General features: G+C 38.3%; 14 protein-coding genes and 1 tRNA gene. 4 read left to right on the forward strand and 11 right to left on the reverse strand.

Annotation, left to right across the window (positions count from 1 at the left end; genetic code table 11):
- Positions 1-29 precede the first annotated feature (29 nt).
- From JKA74_RS15555 to JKA74_RS15580, 6 genes are all read right to left on the reverse strand, one after another.
- The gene (locus JKA74_RS15555; RefSeq protein WP_201432144.1) at positions 30-1,520 is read right to left on the reverse strand and encodes a hypothetical protein; all 1,491 of its coding nucleotides are present in this window, start codon (positions 1,518-1,520) and stop codon (positions 30-32) included.
- 247 nt (positions 1,521-1,767) lie between these two features.
- Positions 1,768-3,099, reverse strand: coding sequence for a cell envelope integrity protein CreD (gene creD / locus JKA74_RS15560; RefSeq protein ID WP_201432145.1), 1,332 nt, complete (start codon positions 3,097-3,099; stop codon positions 1,768-1,770).
- A 55-nt stretch (positions 3,100-3,154) separates the two neighbouring features.
- A complete protein-coding gene (locus JKA74_RS15565; RefSeq protein WP_201432146.1) occupies positions 3,155-3,448 on the reverse strand; it encodes a winged helix-turn-helix domain-containing protein in 294 nt (97 codons plus the stop codon).
- Positions 3,449-4,063 carry a hypothetical protein gene (locus tag JKA74_RS15570; protein ID WP_201432147.1) on the reverse strand — a complete coding sequence of 205 codons (615 nt, stop codon included), beginning with the start codon at positions 4,061-4,063 and terminating at the stop codon, positions 3,449-3,451. It abuts the gene before it with no gap.
- Positions 4,064-4,503: 440 nt separating this feature from the next.
- Positions 4,504-4,803 carry a GIY-YIG nuclease family protein gene (locus tag JKA74_RS15575; protein WP_201432148.1) on the reverse strand — a complete coding sequence of 100 codons (300 nt, stop codon included), beginning with the start codon at positions 4,801-4,803 and terminating at the stop codon, positions 4,504-4,506.
- A 57-nt stretch (positions 4,804-4,860) separates the two neighbouring features.
- A tRNA-Met gene (locus JKA74_RS15580) sits at positions 4,861-4,933 on the reverse strand.
- A 222-nt stretch (positions 4,934-5,155) separates the two neighbouring features.
- Between JKA74_RS15580 and era the strand changes: the two genes are divergently transcribed.
- From era to JKA74_RS15600, 4 genes are all read left to right on the forward strand, one after another.
- Entirely contained in the window at positions 5,156-6,040 is an 885-nt protein-coding gene (gene era / locus JKA74_RS15585) for a GTPase Era (protein ID WP_201432149.1), read from the forward strand.
- 107 nt (positions 6,041-6,147) lie between these two features.
- The gene (locus JKA74_RS15590) at positions 6,148-6,504 is read left to right on the forward strand and encodes a four helix bundle protein (RefSeq protein ID WP_201432150.1); all 357 of its coding nucleotides are present in this window, start codon (positions 6,148-6,150) and stop codon (positions 6,502-6,504) included.
- Between the two features lie 69 nt (positions 6,505-6,573).
- Positions 6,574-7,878: a ribosome biogenesis GTPase Der gene (gene der / locus JKA74_RS15595; RefSeq protein ID WP_201432151.1), complete on the forward strand. Its 1,305-nt coding sequence runs from the start codon at positions 6,574-6,576 to the stop codon at positions 7,876-7,878.
- Between the two features lie 70 nt (positions 7,879-7,948).
- Positions 7,949-8,200 carry a hypothetical protein gene (locus JKA74_RS15600; protein ID WP_201432152.1) on the forward strand — a complete coding sequence of 84 codons (252 nt, stop codon included), beginning with the start codon at positions 7,949-7,951 and terminating at the stop codon, positions 8,198-8,200.
- A gap of 96 nt (positions 8,201-8,296) precedes the next feature.
- Here JKA74_RS15600 and ilvA read toward each other — a convergent pair whose 3' ends face one another.
- From ilvA to ilvD, 5 genes are all read right to left on the reverse strand, one after another.
- The gene (gene ilvA / locus JKA74_RS15605) at positions 8,297-9,562 is read right to left on the reverse strand and encodes a threonine ammonia-lyase (protein ID WP_201432153.1); all 1,266 of its coding nucleotides are present in this window, start codon (positions 9,560-9,562) and stop codon (positions 8,297-8,299) included.
- 93 nt (positions 9,563-9,655) lie between these two features.
- On the reverse strand, positions 9,656-10,702 hold the full coding sequence (gene ilvC / locus JKA74_RS15610) for a ketol-acid reductoisomerase (protein WP_201432154.1): 1,047 nt from the start codon (positions 10,700-10,702) through the stop codon (positions 9,656-9,658).
- Positions 10,703-10,780: 78 nt separating this feature from the next.
- Positions 10,781-11,311 carry an acetolactate synthase small subunit gene (gene ilvN / locus JKA74_RS15615; protein WP_201432155.1) on the reverse strand — a complete coding sequence of 177 codons (531 nt, stop codon included), beginning with the start codon at positions 11,309-11,311 and terminating at the stop codon, positions 10,781-10,783.
- A 141-nt stretch (positions 11,312-11,452) separates the two neighbouring features.
- The gene (ilvB, locus tag JKA74_RS15620; RefSeq protein WP_201432156.1) at positions 11,453-13,180 is read right to left on the reverse strand and encodes a biosynthetic-type acetolactate synthase large subunit; all 1,728 of its coding nucleotides are present in this window, start codon (positions 13,178-13,180) and stop codon (positions 11,453-11,455) included.
- A gap of 1 nt (position 13,181) precedes the next feature.
- The gene (gene ilvD, locus JKA74_RS15625) at positions 13,182-14,861 is read right to left on the reverse strand and encodes a dihydroxy-acid dehydratase (protein ID WP_201432157.1); all 1,680 of its coding nucleotides are present in this window, start codon (positions 14,859-14,861) and stop codon (positions 13,182-13,184) included.

Genomic DNA, 14,861 nt, shown 5'->3' on the forward strand with positions numbered 1-14,861 from the left:
TTATAGCCGGACAAATATCTACCTGGAAATTACTTTGATTTAGGCATAGCCAAAACAGGATGCTTCTTTTTGTCAAGAGGCGTGTAATTTTCCGGTAGAGCTGGCTTGTCAGTTCCGTCAAGGTGGAGTCCTTGCAAAGAGTTGTTTAAAGCAAATTGCATGAACAGGTCATAATCCAAAGCCATTGTAGATTTTTGTACTCCATCAAGTGCCGGCATAATTTCTGTGCCAGAACGGTTTTTGAAATAATTTTCCCAGCCTTTGGTATTTTGATTGTAAAGTGTATCTGTGTAAACAAGGTTTTGTTTTGGCGATGGGTAAAAATCATTTTGTGCCGGAAATGATGAAGTGCCATGACAACTAAAACATGCGGAAGCACGCAGGTGCAGATAAGACTTTCCTCCTTTTGCTTTTCCTTGTTCATCCAGGACGAAAACGCTATCGGTTGTTCCATCTGATCTTATGCCACCAACCAAAGCCACATCTATTGGTCCGGAAAGCCTGCCTCCAAAGCCAATATTGGCACGGTAGTAATCAGGTGCTGCCGGGTTTATATAAGTTTCCGAAAGACTTTTAGTAGTGTCCATTTGATTGGGATCATTTCCCCAGCTAACTCCCAATAATTCAAGGCGATCAAAAGTGTTATCTCCGCTACTGTTTTTATCATAGATAAATGTGGAGAATACCCAGCCTGTTTCGGGGGCAGCAATGGTGTCTTTTATAATAATATCAAATTGGATCCAGGCCAATTCCTGTAGCATAGGACCTTTAGCCGTATCAGGGCCAAAAGCTACTTCTCTGTAAATTGGAAAAGTACCGGCACCTTCCATTATTTCCCAATCTTCTCCGGTGGCTGTAGTTCCGGCAGCTTTTATAATAACAGCATTTTGTTCAAACTGTGCAGCTTCAGTAGTATAATCAGGATAAAAGCCACTAGGATCTTTTGATTTCCATAACTTATTCAGTGTTACTGCTGCGAGCTCATTATAATATACTAAAGCATGGTTCTGCATGGGTTGGGAATATCCGTAGTCCGTGAAAATATCATTTTTAAGTACTTGTCCTGTCATTGTACCGTAAACGGTTTCTAAACCATCCCATTCAGTTTTCTGATATTCCTGACCACTCCAGGCCATATTGTACCAATCTTTTCGGTGAGTACTTGTTGGCCATTGAGCCGGTTCGTTGATCATGACTGACATTGCATCCTTAATATAATTTCTGGCAGCCATTATGTATTCAGCAGCATTTTCCTGAGTAATAGGTTGGCCATTGGAAACCTCTTCCCAGGGATAGTCCATTGGGGCTACTTCTGTTGGATAATTATAGTTGCCTTCGAAAAAAGGCCCTGAGTAAATGGAATCAGGAGGGTAAATATTATTATTGGCCGCAAAAGGATCTAAAAAAATGGCGTCTTCTTTTGAGTCTGCCTTTTCTTTTGGAGAATTATCACAACTGGTGAAGCTTATACACAAAGCGAAAGCCAAGGAGAGTTTTAAGTAGTGGTTGAAATGCATCATATTAAATTGTTTTTAAGTTTTGGTAAGAAGTAAATATAAATTTATTTCTCTAATGAGTAAATGATTTTAACTAAATTTCATCTAAATAAAATACAATAGTAAACAAATAGGATGGTGTTTTTCTAAAGAAAATTGATTTGTTGAAAGGGAAGATGGCGTTCTTCCTTAGAGGGAATAGTAGGGTAAATTGATAAAACAAAGCCTGATCGGGAATGGTGGCCGATCAGGCTTTATTAAGCAATAAAAATTATGAGTTGGCTTTGTACCAATTAATCTTTCTGGAAGCAAACATGGTTACTGCCAAAGCTATAAATAATCCAAAACTACCAATTAGTAAAGCATAATCCTGTTCTTTGGTGATGATGTAAATAAAAAGGTAGAACACACATAAGATAATAGAGAAGATGATCGTATTGATTTTTTTGGTAAATAATGTAAAAGAGTAGAGCACCAGCAATAAAATAGTGGAAGCCGAAGAAATAAAATAAGCTTTACTAAAGCCAATATGCTCTGATAAGGCAATCAATAAAGTGTAATAAAGAATTAGGGCGAGTCCTACTAAGGTGTATTGTAGTGGGTGAATTTTATTCTTACCAATAATTTCCATTAAAAACATGGAAAGGAAGCTTAAAACTATGATGAGTAATGCATATTTAGCAGTGCGGGTGCTTTTCTGATATTGATCAACCGGCATGTTGAGCGTTAAGCCGAAGCTTGATTTTTCCAGATTCGGCATGTTGTTGACAAATTCCTGTCCGAAGGGTCTATTAAAATGTAGTACTTTCCATTCGCCTTCAAATCCGCTTTCTGTTACATTTCTGTTTTCCGGTATAAAGTCACCCTGGAAACTAGGTGAATTCCAATCTCCTTTTAAGTTTACGGTTGTGGTTTTACCGATTGGGGTAAAAAACATTCCTTTGCTTCCTTTTAAAGCAAGCTTACAGGAAAACTGAATGGCATCCATTTCTTCATTGCCTTCCAAATCTACTACCAGCCCGGATAAATTATTGATGTCATCATGGTAAGGTTCTGCTACTTTTTCCTTTCCATTCACTATGATTTTTGTGTTTTCTCCAATGCCTCTCATATCACTCAGGCTCACATGCATTTTAAGTTTGTCCCAGTTTACATTGGCAGCATCAATGCCCAATGCTGTCAGATTGGCTTTTGTAAAATTTCCTTTCAGGTTAAGGTCGGAATTATACACCACCACATCGAAAATACCTCTGTGAAGCGATTTTCCGTCCACATTGCCATCTATACTTAAAGCTTGAGGAAAGAAGTATGCTGTTTTATGTTCTTTAACATATTTGAGTTCCTTCTCCACCATTATTTCTTTGATGGTATAAAAGGGCAATGATAGGTACGGGCCAATAAGTGTTTGTTGTCGCGACCATTTTTCCGTGACCTCCTGCTCTACCTCAAATTGACGTACCTGCCTTTCCCTTATCAAGTCGCTAATAAATGATTGAGGGATAAGCAGCATTAAAATAATGAAGCCAATTGTGAGTAATTTTAGACTTACTGACTTGTTTGTCCATTCTTGAAGTTTTTCGAGTACTGATTTTGATTCTTCCATAGTTAGTTATTGATTTAAAAGTGCTTTGTATTTCAAAGTAAAAAATTAAATTTTTTTAGTTTTTGTTTTCTTTAATAAGATTTTCCAGGAAGGAAAGATGTGCCTGAAATGCTTCTTTTCCTGATGGAGTAGCTTTGTAAGTGGTTTGCGTTTTTCTGCCTACAAAGGATTTCTGTACGGTAATAAATTCTTGCTTTTCCAGCGATTTCAAATGCGAGGCAAGATTCCCATCAGTCACTTCTAAAAGTTCCTTAAAGGAATTGAAGTCGTACTCTTCATTTACCATCAATACAGACATGATACGAAGCCGCACAACATTTTCAAACGCTTTGTCAAATTGTTTTTTCAATTATCTGTCGTATTTTAAATACATAGTAATACCATACACAATGTGCAAAACGCCAAAACCAAGCGACCAGAAAATTAAGCCGTAACCAGGGAAGAAAGCAGATAATATTCCCAATGCAATTTGGCAGTAAGCCAGGTATTTGATATCGCTTAACGTAAAATGAGAAGCATTTAATAGCGCCATTCCATAAAATATGAGTGTAGCCGGAGCAACTATTATAAGATAGCCTCTTAAAATAAGTGCTAAGGTAAAAAAGCCACCTACAATTATTGGTATGAATAAGGAGAAAAGGAACCTTTTGCTGGTAGTGCTCCAAAACTTAGTATTGTTTTTTTGAGTTTTCTTTTTGGTAAGGTAAATTCCTGTACCTACGGAAAGCACTAAAACGATGATAGCAGTAACAATAAGCTTCAGCAATATTTGCTCATCATTTACATAGGAAATCCTGAAACCAAAAGGAGAATTGGGGTAATACACCCAATAGTAAGCCAAAGCTGAGGCTATTAAAGCATAAATACCTGCCATTACACCGGACATTCCGCTGAGAGAAATAAAGCGGGTGCTCCTTTCCATAATGGCTTTTATTTCAGATAATTCTTTTTGAGGTGTGTTCATTGCAAAAGTACTTTGAAAAACAAAGTAAGTATAATAGTTTTATATTTACAAGATTGTTTAAAAGAATTTATAGATGACACCAATCTTCAACGAATACAGACTGCAGATTTCTTTACCTATTATAAATCCTGTTAAAATTACTGGAAGAAGATACTTTTAGTGAAAATTAGAATAGGAGGTTGATAAGAGTAAGTGAGATAGAAGCTCCAGGAGGGTATCTAAAGCTGAGAGAACCGATCTGGTTTGTAGATTGATCCGTGATTTTAAAACACCTTTCATTCTCCAAAACCCAAAAAGCACAAAAAAAAGGTTAACCATTTCTGATTAACCTTTTGTAGTAGCTAGAGCAGGATGCTGACGAAGCAAAGCTTGTCAGCATCAAGACAATTTCTGCCAATAGCAGAAATTCGTCTTGGCTCGGACAGTGTTAATAATCAAGACTAAGTCAGCTTTTGTAGGAACAATAATATCTCCTGTTCAGCTATATCTTCCTTATACTTAAGCATGAAGCGAATAAGCCTTTCTCTTGAAAGATTTTTTAATTTAGTTTCCAATTTTAGTGATTCAGACCGGGTTTCTTTAATTGTAGACCACATCAATCTCCATGGAGTGCCGTTTTGGGTAAATTTTTCAATACCCTTATTATGTCTTTTCAATCTGTCATTTAAATCTTTTGTTTGACCCCGATAGAATTGATCAATTTTTTCAGAATAAAGGATATAAACAGTATACTTTACCATTTTCTAAAAATAATACGCACAAAAAAAGGTTAACCGTTTCTGATTAACCTTTTGTAGTAGCGAGAGCAGGACTCGAACCTGCGACCTTTGGGTTATGAGCCCAACGAGCTACCAACTGCTCCATCTCGCAATATAAACGCCTTTGATTTCTACACCTTTTCACATAATATCTTGATGTTTCCCTCAAAAGGAATACAAAGGTAACTCAAAGTTTCGAAAAATCAAGTACCTTTGCAAAAGAAATTTTAATTTCGATTAGTTAAGGCAATTTTCCTTCTCTCTTGGAGAAGGAAAAAAGGTTGAGGTTTAAAACAAAAGCTTAACTAAACGAAATTGAAAGAATTATTTATTAATGGAAGAAAAAACACATAAAGCCGGCTATGTCAGCATTGTAGGAAAACCTAATGTAGGAAAATCTACTTTGATGAATGCCTTGGTAGGGGAGCGACTCTCCATTATCACATCAAAAGCGCAAACTACCCGGCACAGGATCATGGGCATCCTCAGTGGGGAAGATTTTCAAATCGTTTATTCTGATACACCGGGTATATTGAAACCACAGTACGAGCTGCACCAATTCATGATGCGTTTTGTGAAAAGCTCTCTGGAAGATGCTGATGTATTACTTTTCGTAACGGATTTGTACGAGAAATACGAGGAAGGCGATACTTTAATTGACACTATTGCCAATGCGGACATTCCCACTATTTTGATCATGAATAAAATTGATCAGTCAAAGGGAAGTCAGGCAGAGGATAAAATGAAATACTGGGCTGAAATTATTAAGCCGGATCATCAGATAATGATTTCTGCTTTGGAGGAAATTAATATCAATGAACTATTTAAGATGCTGCTTGATTTAATGCCTGAGCACCCGGCTTATTTTCCTAAAGAAGAACTGACAGATAAACCTGAAAAATTTTTCGTGGAGGAAATAATCAGGGAAAAGATTTTTAAAAACTATAAAAAAGAAGTGCCCTACAGTTGTGAGGTAGTGGTTACTGAATTTAAGGAGGATGAAAAAATCATCCGGATAAGAGCGGAGATTTATGTAGAGCGTAAATCGCAGAAAGGAATAATAATAGGTAAAGGGGGAGAAGCTCTTAAAAAAGTTGGGATTGAGTCAAGAGGAGAGCTTGAAACATTCTTTGCCAAACAGGTGCACCTGGAAACTTTTGTAAAGGTAGAGCAGGACTGGAGAAAAAAAGACCTGAAGTTAAAAAGATTCGGGTATTAATTACTAATTGATAATGAGAGAATTACGAATTAGTTGATTGGAAGATTGAAGTTTTATTTTAATATTAGAATACAGAGTCTTAATCTTAATTTAGAAACTTCAGGGAAATGAAATCAAATAATGTAATTCAAGAAAAAAGTTATCAGTTTGCACTTGATATAATTAAAATAGCCCAATTGTTGAAGAAGGATACTCACTTTGAAATTTCAACTCAACTTTTGAAAGCAGGAACATCTATTGGAGCTAATGTGGAGGAAGCGATTGGTGGGCAATCTAGAAGAGATTTTTTTGCTAAGCTAGCTATCTCTTATAAGGAATCAAGAGAATCACATTACTGGCTAAGATTGATAAGAGATTCAGGATTTTTAGAATTAACCCGAGCAAATGAGATGATCTTAAGATGTGAGGAAATAATGAAGATTATAGGCTCAATTCAAAAAACAATGAAAGAAAAGGGATTGTAATTCAAATGTAATTTTTATAATGATGATCAAATTCCTAATTAAAAAATTAATAATTCGTAATTAAATAGAATGTCAAATATAGTAGCAATAGTGGGTAGGCCCAATGTAGGTAAATCTACCTTTTTTAATAGATTGGTTGAAAAGAAGCAGGCCATCATGGATAATGAATCGGGTGTGACCCGTGACAGGCAATATGGTGAAGCTCAGTGGAACGGCAAAAAATTCACTGTGATTGATACAGGTGGATATGTGACCGGATCCGAGGATGTTTTTGAATCTGAAATTAGAAAGCAGGTATTGGAAGCATTGAATGAGGCGGCTGTCATTTTATTTATGGTGGATTGCCATACAGGCTTGACAGGACTTGATAAAGATTTTGCCAGGATAGTGCGCGAAGTAAACAAACCTGTTTTTGTGGTGGCCAATAAGGCAGACAGCCTTGAGAAAAGCTATACAGCCGGGGAATTTTACGCCATGGGATTTGATGAGGTATTTCCTATTTCATCTGCCAGTGGATCAGGTACAGGGGAAATTTTGGATGAGGTAGTCAAGATTCTGGAGTCAGATCATGAAGACCCGTACGAAGGAATACCGAGAATTGCCATTCTGGGAAGACCTAACGCAGGTAAATCATCTTTTTTGAATGCATTGGTAGGCAGGGAACGCACAATTGTAACCGACATTGCAGGTACTACAAGGGACTCCATTAATACGCATTATAAGCTATATGGTAAAGATTTCATCCTCACAGATACCGCAGGTTTAAGAAAGAAAACTAAATTAAAAGATGATATAGAATTTTATTCTACCATCAGGGCCATTCAGGCTTTACAGGATAGCGATGTTTGTATAGTTGTGATTGATGCAGAACGAGGTTTCGAAGCACAGGACATGCAGATCATTTCATTGGCCCATAAATACAAGAAAGGGATCATGATTATGGTGAATAAGTGGGATTTGATTGAGAAAGATGGCAAAACCCATGATAAATTCAAGAAGGAGATTCAGGAAAAATTAGGGCCACTGAATTATATTCCCATTATTTTTACTTCTGTTATTCAAAAACAAAGAATTTTCCAGGCGATAGAGATGGCAATGAAAATTTGTGAAAGCAGACATGAAAAAGTAACGACTTCAGCACTTAATGAGGTGATGTTGAAGGAAATAGAAAAGTACCCGCCACCGGCTTTAAAAGGGAAGCATATTAAAATAAAATATATTACCCAATTGCCAACTTATACGCCATGTTTTGCATTTTTCTGTAATTTGCCTCAATACATCAAAACTCCGTATGAGCGTTTTCTGGAAAACAGATTAAGGGAGAATTTTGACTTTGAAGGGGTACCTATCAAACTTGTGTTTAGAAAAAAATAACTCAACAATTCACAAATGTTTGAATATTTATATACCTTTGGATCATTATAAACCATAATCCGATTAAACTATGAAAAAGTTATTCACAATGTTTATGCTTGCTGCTTTCACATTTGCAGTAGTTGCATGTGACAACAAAAGCGAAAAAGAAGAAGCTGCTGATCAAATTGAAGAGTCAACTGAGGAAATCGGTGACGCTATCGAAGATGCAGCTGAAGAAACTGGTGAGGCTATCGATGAAGCTGCTGAGGAAACTCAAGATGCAATCGAGCAAGGAGCTGATACTATTCAAAATGATACTGAAGAAGTTATCGAAGAGTAAGATCATCTTGAAATTCTAATAAAAAAGCCGAAATTAATTTCGGCTTTTTTTGTGCCCTTTTCAATGTTAAGAAATTGTATTTTTTAAATATTGGCTTTAAACCAATAAATTCATCAGGTATTCTTTGCTGTTTAAATAATCACCATAAAATCCTGACGCTTTCATTCTACTTACTAGCTGCTCAAAATCTTCGGATCTTTTCAACTCAATTCCCACTACAGCAGCGCCTGTCTCCCTGGAATTCTTTTTAGTATATTCAAAATGAGTAATGTCATCATCAGGCCCTAAAACATGTCCTACAAATTGCTTCAATGCCCCGGCTCGTTGAGGGAATTTCACGATGAAATAATGTTTTAAACCTCTGTAAAGTAAAGCTCTTTCCTTTATTTCTTCAGTACGGGTAATGTCGTTATTGCTTCCACTTATTACGCACACTACATTTTTGCCAACTATTTCCTCCCGATATTGCTCCAGCACAGCTATTGATAATGCACCTGCGGGTTCTACCACTATGGCATCTTTATTATACATTTGAAGAATGATTTCACAAATTTTCCCTTCATCTACAGTAACAACTTCAGAAAGGTTTTTTTGGCAAATCTCAAAATTTAAGTCCCCCACTTTCTTAACAGCTGCCCCATCAACAAATTTTTCAATCTGATCCAGTTCTGTATTATAACCATTTTCAAGAGATTTTTTCATGGCCGGAGCACCTGCCGGCTCTACTCCAATAATTTTAGTGTCAGGTGAAAAGGCTTTGAAAATTGTGCTTACACCAGCCGATAATCCGCCACCACCAATTGGCAGAAATAAATAATCAATAGTTGATTCAGTTTGATCCAATATTTCCAAGCCTACGGTAGCTTGTCCCTCAATTACCTTGGGATCATTGAATGGATGGATAAACAAGGTATTCTCTTTTTTGCAATGTTCTCTTGCAGCAAAATAGGCGTCATCAAATGTGTCTCCAATAAGTATGATCTCTACATAATCTTCACCAAACATTCTTACCTGCTCAATTTTTTGTTTAGGGGTAGGGGCTGGCATGAAGATAGTGCCTCGCACTTTCAAAAGCTGACAAGAAAATGCCACCCCCTGAGCGTGATTTCCGGCACTTGCACAAACAATTCCTTTCCCCAATTCCGATTGATCTAAAGAACTGATTTTATTATAAGCGCCTCTTATTTTGTAGGAGCGTACGGTTTGTAAATCTTCCCTTTTAAAAAGTATATTGGCATTATAAGCTTTGGACAAAGCAATATTTTGCATCAAAGGTGTGTGCAATGCTACACCTTTTAATTTATCAGCTGCTTTTTGTATGTCCTTTATATGAGGATAGTAGCTTGTTGATGTTTCAATCATTTGAAAATATGTTGAGTATTAATCGATGACCTTTTCCTGTCTACCTTTTGAGGCAGACAGGAATGGAATCTATATAATTTGAAATTGTATCTGTTAAGCATTCTCAGGCCTCAGCTTTCTTACAGCCGCACCAGCCTGCCACATTTCAGAATCCTTCAATTCCCTCAATTCTTTTTCCAGCTCCACTCTGTAATCTTCTTTTTCGTTGGCAGTAATGGTTAGTTTGGCTTCATTTCCAGTTTCTACACTATCATATAGTTCTTCAAAAACAGGCTTAACGGCATCACGGAATTTTTTCCACCAATCCAATGCACCACGCTGGGCAGTGGTGGAGCAATTAGCATACATCCAGTCCATTCCGTTCTCAGCTACTAAAGGATAAAGTGATTGGGTAGCTTCCTCTACCGTTTCGTTAAAAGCTTCTGAAGGGGAATGTCCCTTTGAGCGTAAAAGATCATACTGAGCAGCAAATAGTCCCTGAATAGCTCCCATTAAGCTTCCTCTTTCTCCGGTTAAATCGCTATAAACCTCTTTCCTGAAATTGGTTTCAAATAAGTAGCCGGAGCCTACTCCAATTCCAAGCGCCAAACATCTTTCCAATGCTTTTCCTGTAGCGTCCTGGTGGATGGCGTAACTGGAGTTTAAGCCGCTCCCGTTCACAAATAATCTGCGTAAACTGGTGCCGGACCCCTTGGGGGCTACTAATATTACATCCACATCTTTAGGAGGAACTATGCCGGTTTGATCTGAATAAGTAATGCCAAAGCCATGAGAAAAATATAAGGCTTTACCAGGAGTTAAATGTTTCTTTACTGTTTCCCATTGGGCAATCTGTCCTGCATCTGATAATAAATATTGTAAGATGGTGCCTTTTTCAGCAGCTTCTTCCAGTTCAAAAAGTGTTTTTCCGGGAATCCAGCCATCTTCCACTGCTTTGTCCCAGGTTTTGGAACCTTTACGCTGGCCTACAATTACGTTAAAGCCATTGTCTTTTAAATTTAGTGCTTGCCCGGGACCTTGCACTCCGTAACCTAAAACGGCAATGACCTCATCTTTCAAAACCTCCTGTGCCTTTTTTAAGGGGAATTCCTGACGAGTCATTACATTTTCTTCTATTGTTCCGAATTTTAATTTTGCCATTGTTCTTATGTTTTAATATATAGTGAATGATTACTTCTTATTGATTTTATTTTTTGTTCCTGTCATCTTTTCAGTTATTTATAGCCTGGAGGCTTTCTCTACTTCCGAGTAATAGTCCTGGAATTCCTTCATGCGTTTAGAGATTGAAATTCTTCCCGAACGAACAAACTCCAAAATGCCATGAGGTTTGAGTTGTTCGAAAAGATCTTGCGTTTCTTCTTTAAAACCGGTTTTCTCTATAATGGTAAACTCCGGCTCTACAGCCAATAATCGCGCGTGGTGTTTTCTTACAATTTGCTCCACCTCGCGTGTTTGCGACAAAATATTGGTAGGCATTTTATATAATGCCATTTCCTGGTAAACAATATCTTCGTTACGATGATAGAAAGCCTTGAAAATTTCGATTTGCTTTTCAATTTGCTTTACTACATTTTTTACATTTACCTCTTCCTCAGTGATAACAACTGTATATCTGTGGATACCACTCACTTCACTTTCTGAGGCGGTAATACTCTCAATATTGATATGCCTGCGGGTGAAAATAGTAGTCACGCGATGCAGTAAACCAATCATGTTTTCCGTGTATATCGATATCGTGAATTGTTCCATACTGCCTTAATTTAAGTTTCTTTAATTTTATTTTTTCCGATTGATTTTACTACCATTTGCATTTTACTTTTTGTCTACTGACTACTGCTATTGTCAACTGTTAGGCTACTATCGATCGGACTTTATCTTGTTTCCAGGTTCTCATTCTAGTCGTATTTCAGAGACCGAAGCACCTGTCGGAATCATGGGGAATATATTGTTTTCCTTCCCTACCAGTACTTCCAGTAAAAAGCTGCCGTCATGGGAAAGAAAGCGATGAATAGCACTTTCCAAATCTTCCCTTTCAGTTACTTTCTCAGCTGTAATGCCATATCCTTTTGCTATGATTTGAAAATCAGGATTAACCATGTCCACGGAGGAATAACGTTTTTCGAAAAAGAGATCCTGCCACTGCCGTACCATGCCTAAAAACTCATTATTGAGAATGAGGATTTTTACATCAACTCTGGTTTGAAACAGGGTGCCTAATTCCTGGATAGTCATTTGAAAGCCTCCATCTCCAATTACTGCAATAACCTGTCGGTGAGGAGCACCGAATTTAGCTCCTATGGCTGCCGGAAGAGCAAATCCCATAGTCCCCAATCCACCTGATGTTACATTGCTTTTCCACTGTCTAAAATTGTAGTAGCGTTGAGCAATCATTTGATGCTGACCTACATCGGTCACTATGATGGCGGCTCCTTTGGAAATATCGGAGATTCTGCGGATCACTTCTCCCATGGTTATTTTATCATTCTCAGGAGGGAAAAGTTCATCTTTGATGACCATTTCATTCTCTGTAGTAATTAATTCCTTTGCCCTATGGAGCCAATCAGGATATTCCTTCGGAGTAATTGCTTTCGTGAGTTGATCTAATGATTCTTTGCAATTTCCTAAAACAGCCACATCAACCGTCACATTTTTGTTGATTTCAGCAGGATCTATTTCCAAATGAATGATTTTTGCCTGCTTTGCATAACGTGATACATCACCCGTTACACGGTCGTCAAAGCGCATGCCCACTGCAATTAAAACATCACATTCATTGGTCATGATATTAGGCGCATAATTTCCATGCATTCCCAACATGCCAATATTTAGTGGATGATCAGTGTTAAGGGCAGATAATCCCATGATAGTCCATGCAGCAGGAATACCGGTTTTTTCAACAAATGCCTGAAATTCTTTTCTGGCATCAGCCAGCAGAATCCCATGGCCAAAAACAATGAGCGGCTTTTTAGCCGAATCAATTACTCTGGCTGCCAATTCAATGGCTTTTGAATCTATTTGCGGATTAGGTACATAGCTTCTGATGTGATGACATGGCTCATAGGTAAATTCAAAAGTCTCAAACTGGGCATCTTTGGTGATATCTATTAATACTGGTCCGGGCTTGCCACTTTTAGCTATATAAAAAGCTTTTGCTATAGCTGCAGGAATGTCTTTGGCTTTTGTAATTTGAATGTTCCATTTCGTCACTGGCATAGAAATACTTACTATATCAGTTTCCTGGAATGCGTCAGTGCCTATCATTTTGCTGGAAACCTGTCCTGTAATACATACTATGGCAGTTGAATCCAGTTGAGCATCTGCCAAACCTGTAATTAAATTGGTGGCTCCGGGACCTGATGTAGCCAGACAAACTCCGACCTTTCCGGATATGCGGGCATAGCCCTGAGCAGCATGAGTGGCACCTTGTTCATGTCGTGTCATAATGTGCTTTAACTCTTTTTCATAATAATAGAGCGCATCATACACAGGCATAATGGCACCACCCGGGTAGCCAAATATAGTGTCCACCTTTTCTGCAATCAATGCTCTTACTAAAGCTTCCGCACCGGTAATAGTGGTTTTCTTTACTTGCGTTTTTGTTAATTGTGTGGGTTCCATATTATTGGTCGGTTATACATCCCAATGATGCGGATGAAACAAGTTTTGCGTATTTGTATAATGTACCTGTATGTTTTCTGAGAGGTCTTTCAGCTAAATTTTCTCTTCTTTTCTCAAGTATATCATCAGCTACTTTCAAAGTGATGCTATTTTTGATTGCATCTATTCTGATGATGTCTCCATTTTCTACTAAAGCCAATGGACCTCCCAGGAAAGCTTCCGGGGAAATATGGCCTACTACAAAGCCGTGGGTGCCACCCGAAAATCTACCATCAGTGATCAGCGCTACGGAATCACCTAGTCCCTTGCCCATGATGGCAGAGGTGGGTTTTAACATTTCCGGCATTCCGGGACCTCCTTTTGGGCCTTCATAGCGGATGACCACCACATCTCCAGATTGAATTTCTCCATTGGCAATACCATCGTTGGTGGCAAATTCGCCATCATAAACTCGTGCTGTCCCTTCAAAAATTTCTCCTTCCTTGCCTGTGATTTTGGCTACAGCCCCTTCCGGTGCTAAATTTCCTTTCAGAATTCTTAAATGACCTGATGTTTTAATGGGTGTTTTAGCGGAGTGAATAATTTTCTGGTTTTCTCCTAATTCAGGTAAATCCTTTAGATTTTCAGCTATGGTTTTTCCCGTGACAGTCATGCAATTGCCATCCAGCAAACCTTCTTTCAGCATCTGTTTCATTACAGCCGGCACACCGCCTGCTTTATGTAAGTCTTCCATCAGGTACTTACCGCTTGGTTTCAAATCTGCTAGATAGGGTGTTCTGGCACTTATTTTAGCAAAATCTTCTAAAGTTAAATTGATGTCAAATGCGTGGGCAACAGCCAATAAATGCAAAACAGCATTGGTAGATCCTCCTAATACAGTAACTAAAGCTATAGCATTTTCAAATGAAGCGCGTGTAACTATCTTTCTTGGGCTTAAATCAGTTTCCACCAAATGTTTAATAGCTTTTCCGGCTGCATTACATTCCGCTTTCTTTTCCGGGCTTTGTGCCGGATTGGAAGAACCATACGGCAGACATAATCCTAAAGCTTCAATAGCCGAAGCCATGGTGTTGGCAGTGTACATCCCTCCGCATGCCCCTGGCCCGGGACATGCATTGGCCACTATACCATTGAAATCTTCTTCCGAAATGGTTTTAGCTTGTTTCTTCCCAAGTGCTTCAAAGGCTGAAACAACATCTAATGCTTCTCCTTTAAAACAGCCTGGAGCAATAGTTCCACCGTATATAATGAGTGAAGGTCTGTCCAGCCTGCCCATAGCTATTAATGCTCCGGGCATATTTTTATCACAGCCTGTTACAGCAATTAGTGCGTCATAAGCCTGGGCGTTTACCACCGTTTCCATTGAATCAGCAATAATATCCCGGGAAGGCAAACTGTACCGCATGCCTGCTGTGCCCATGGAAATCCCATCACTTACGCCAATAGTATTGAAAATGAGCCCTACCCACTCTAAAGCCTTTATGCCTTTTTTTACTTCTACCGCCAAATCATTCAGGTGCATATTGCAAGGATTCCCCTCAAATCCTGTGCTGCCAATGCCAATCTGAGGTTTTTTCAAATCTTCATCCGTCAAGCCAATGGCATGTAACATAGCCTGTGCTGCGGGTTGAGTGGGGTCCTGAGTAACTACTTTGCTATATTTATTGAGCTCTTGAGCCAT

Source organism: Marivirga aurantiaca (assembly GCF_016679925.1).
GTDB lineage: Bacteria > Bacteroidota > Bacteroidia > Cytophagales > Cyclobacteriaceae > Marivirga > Marivirga aurantiaca.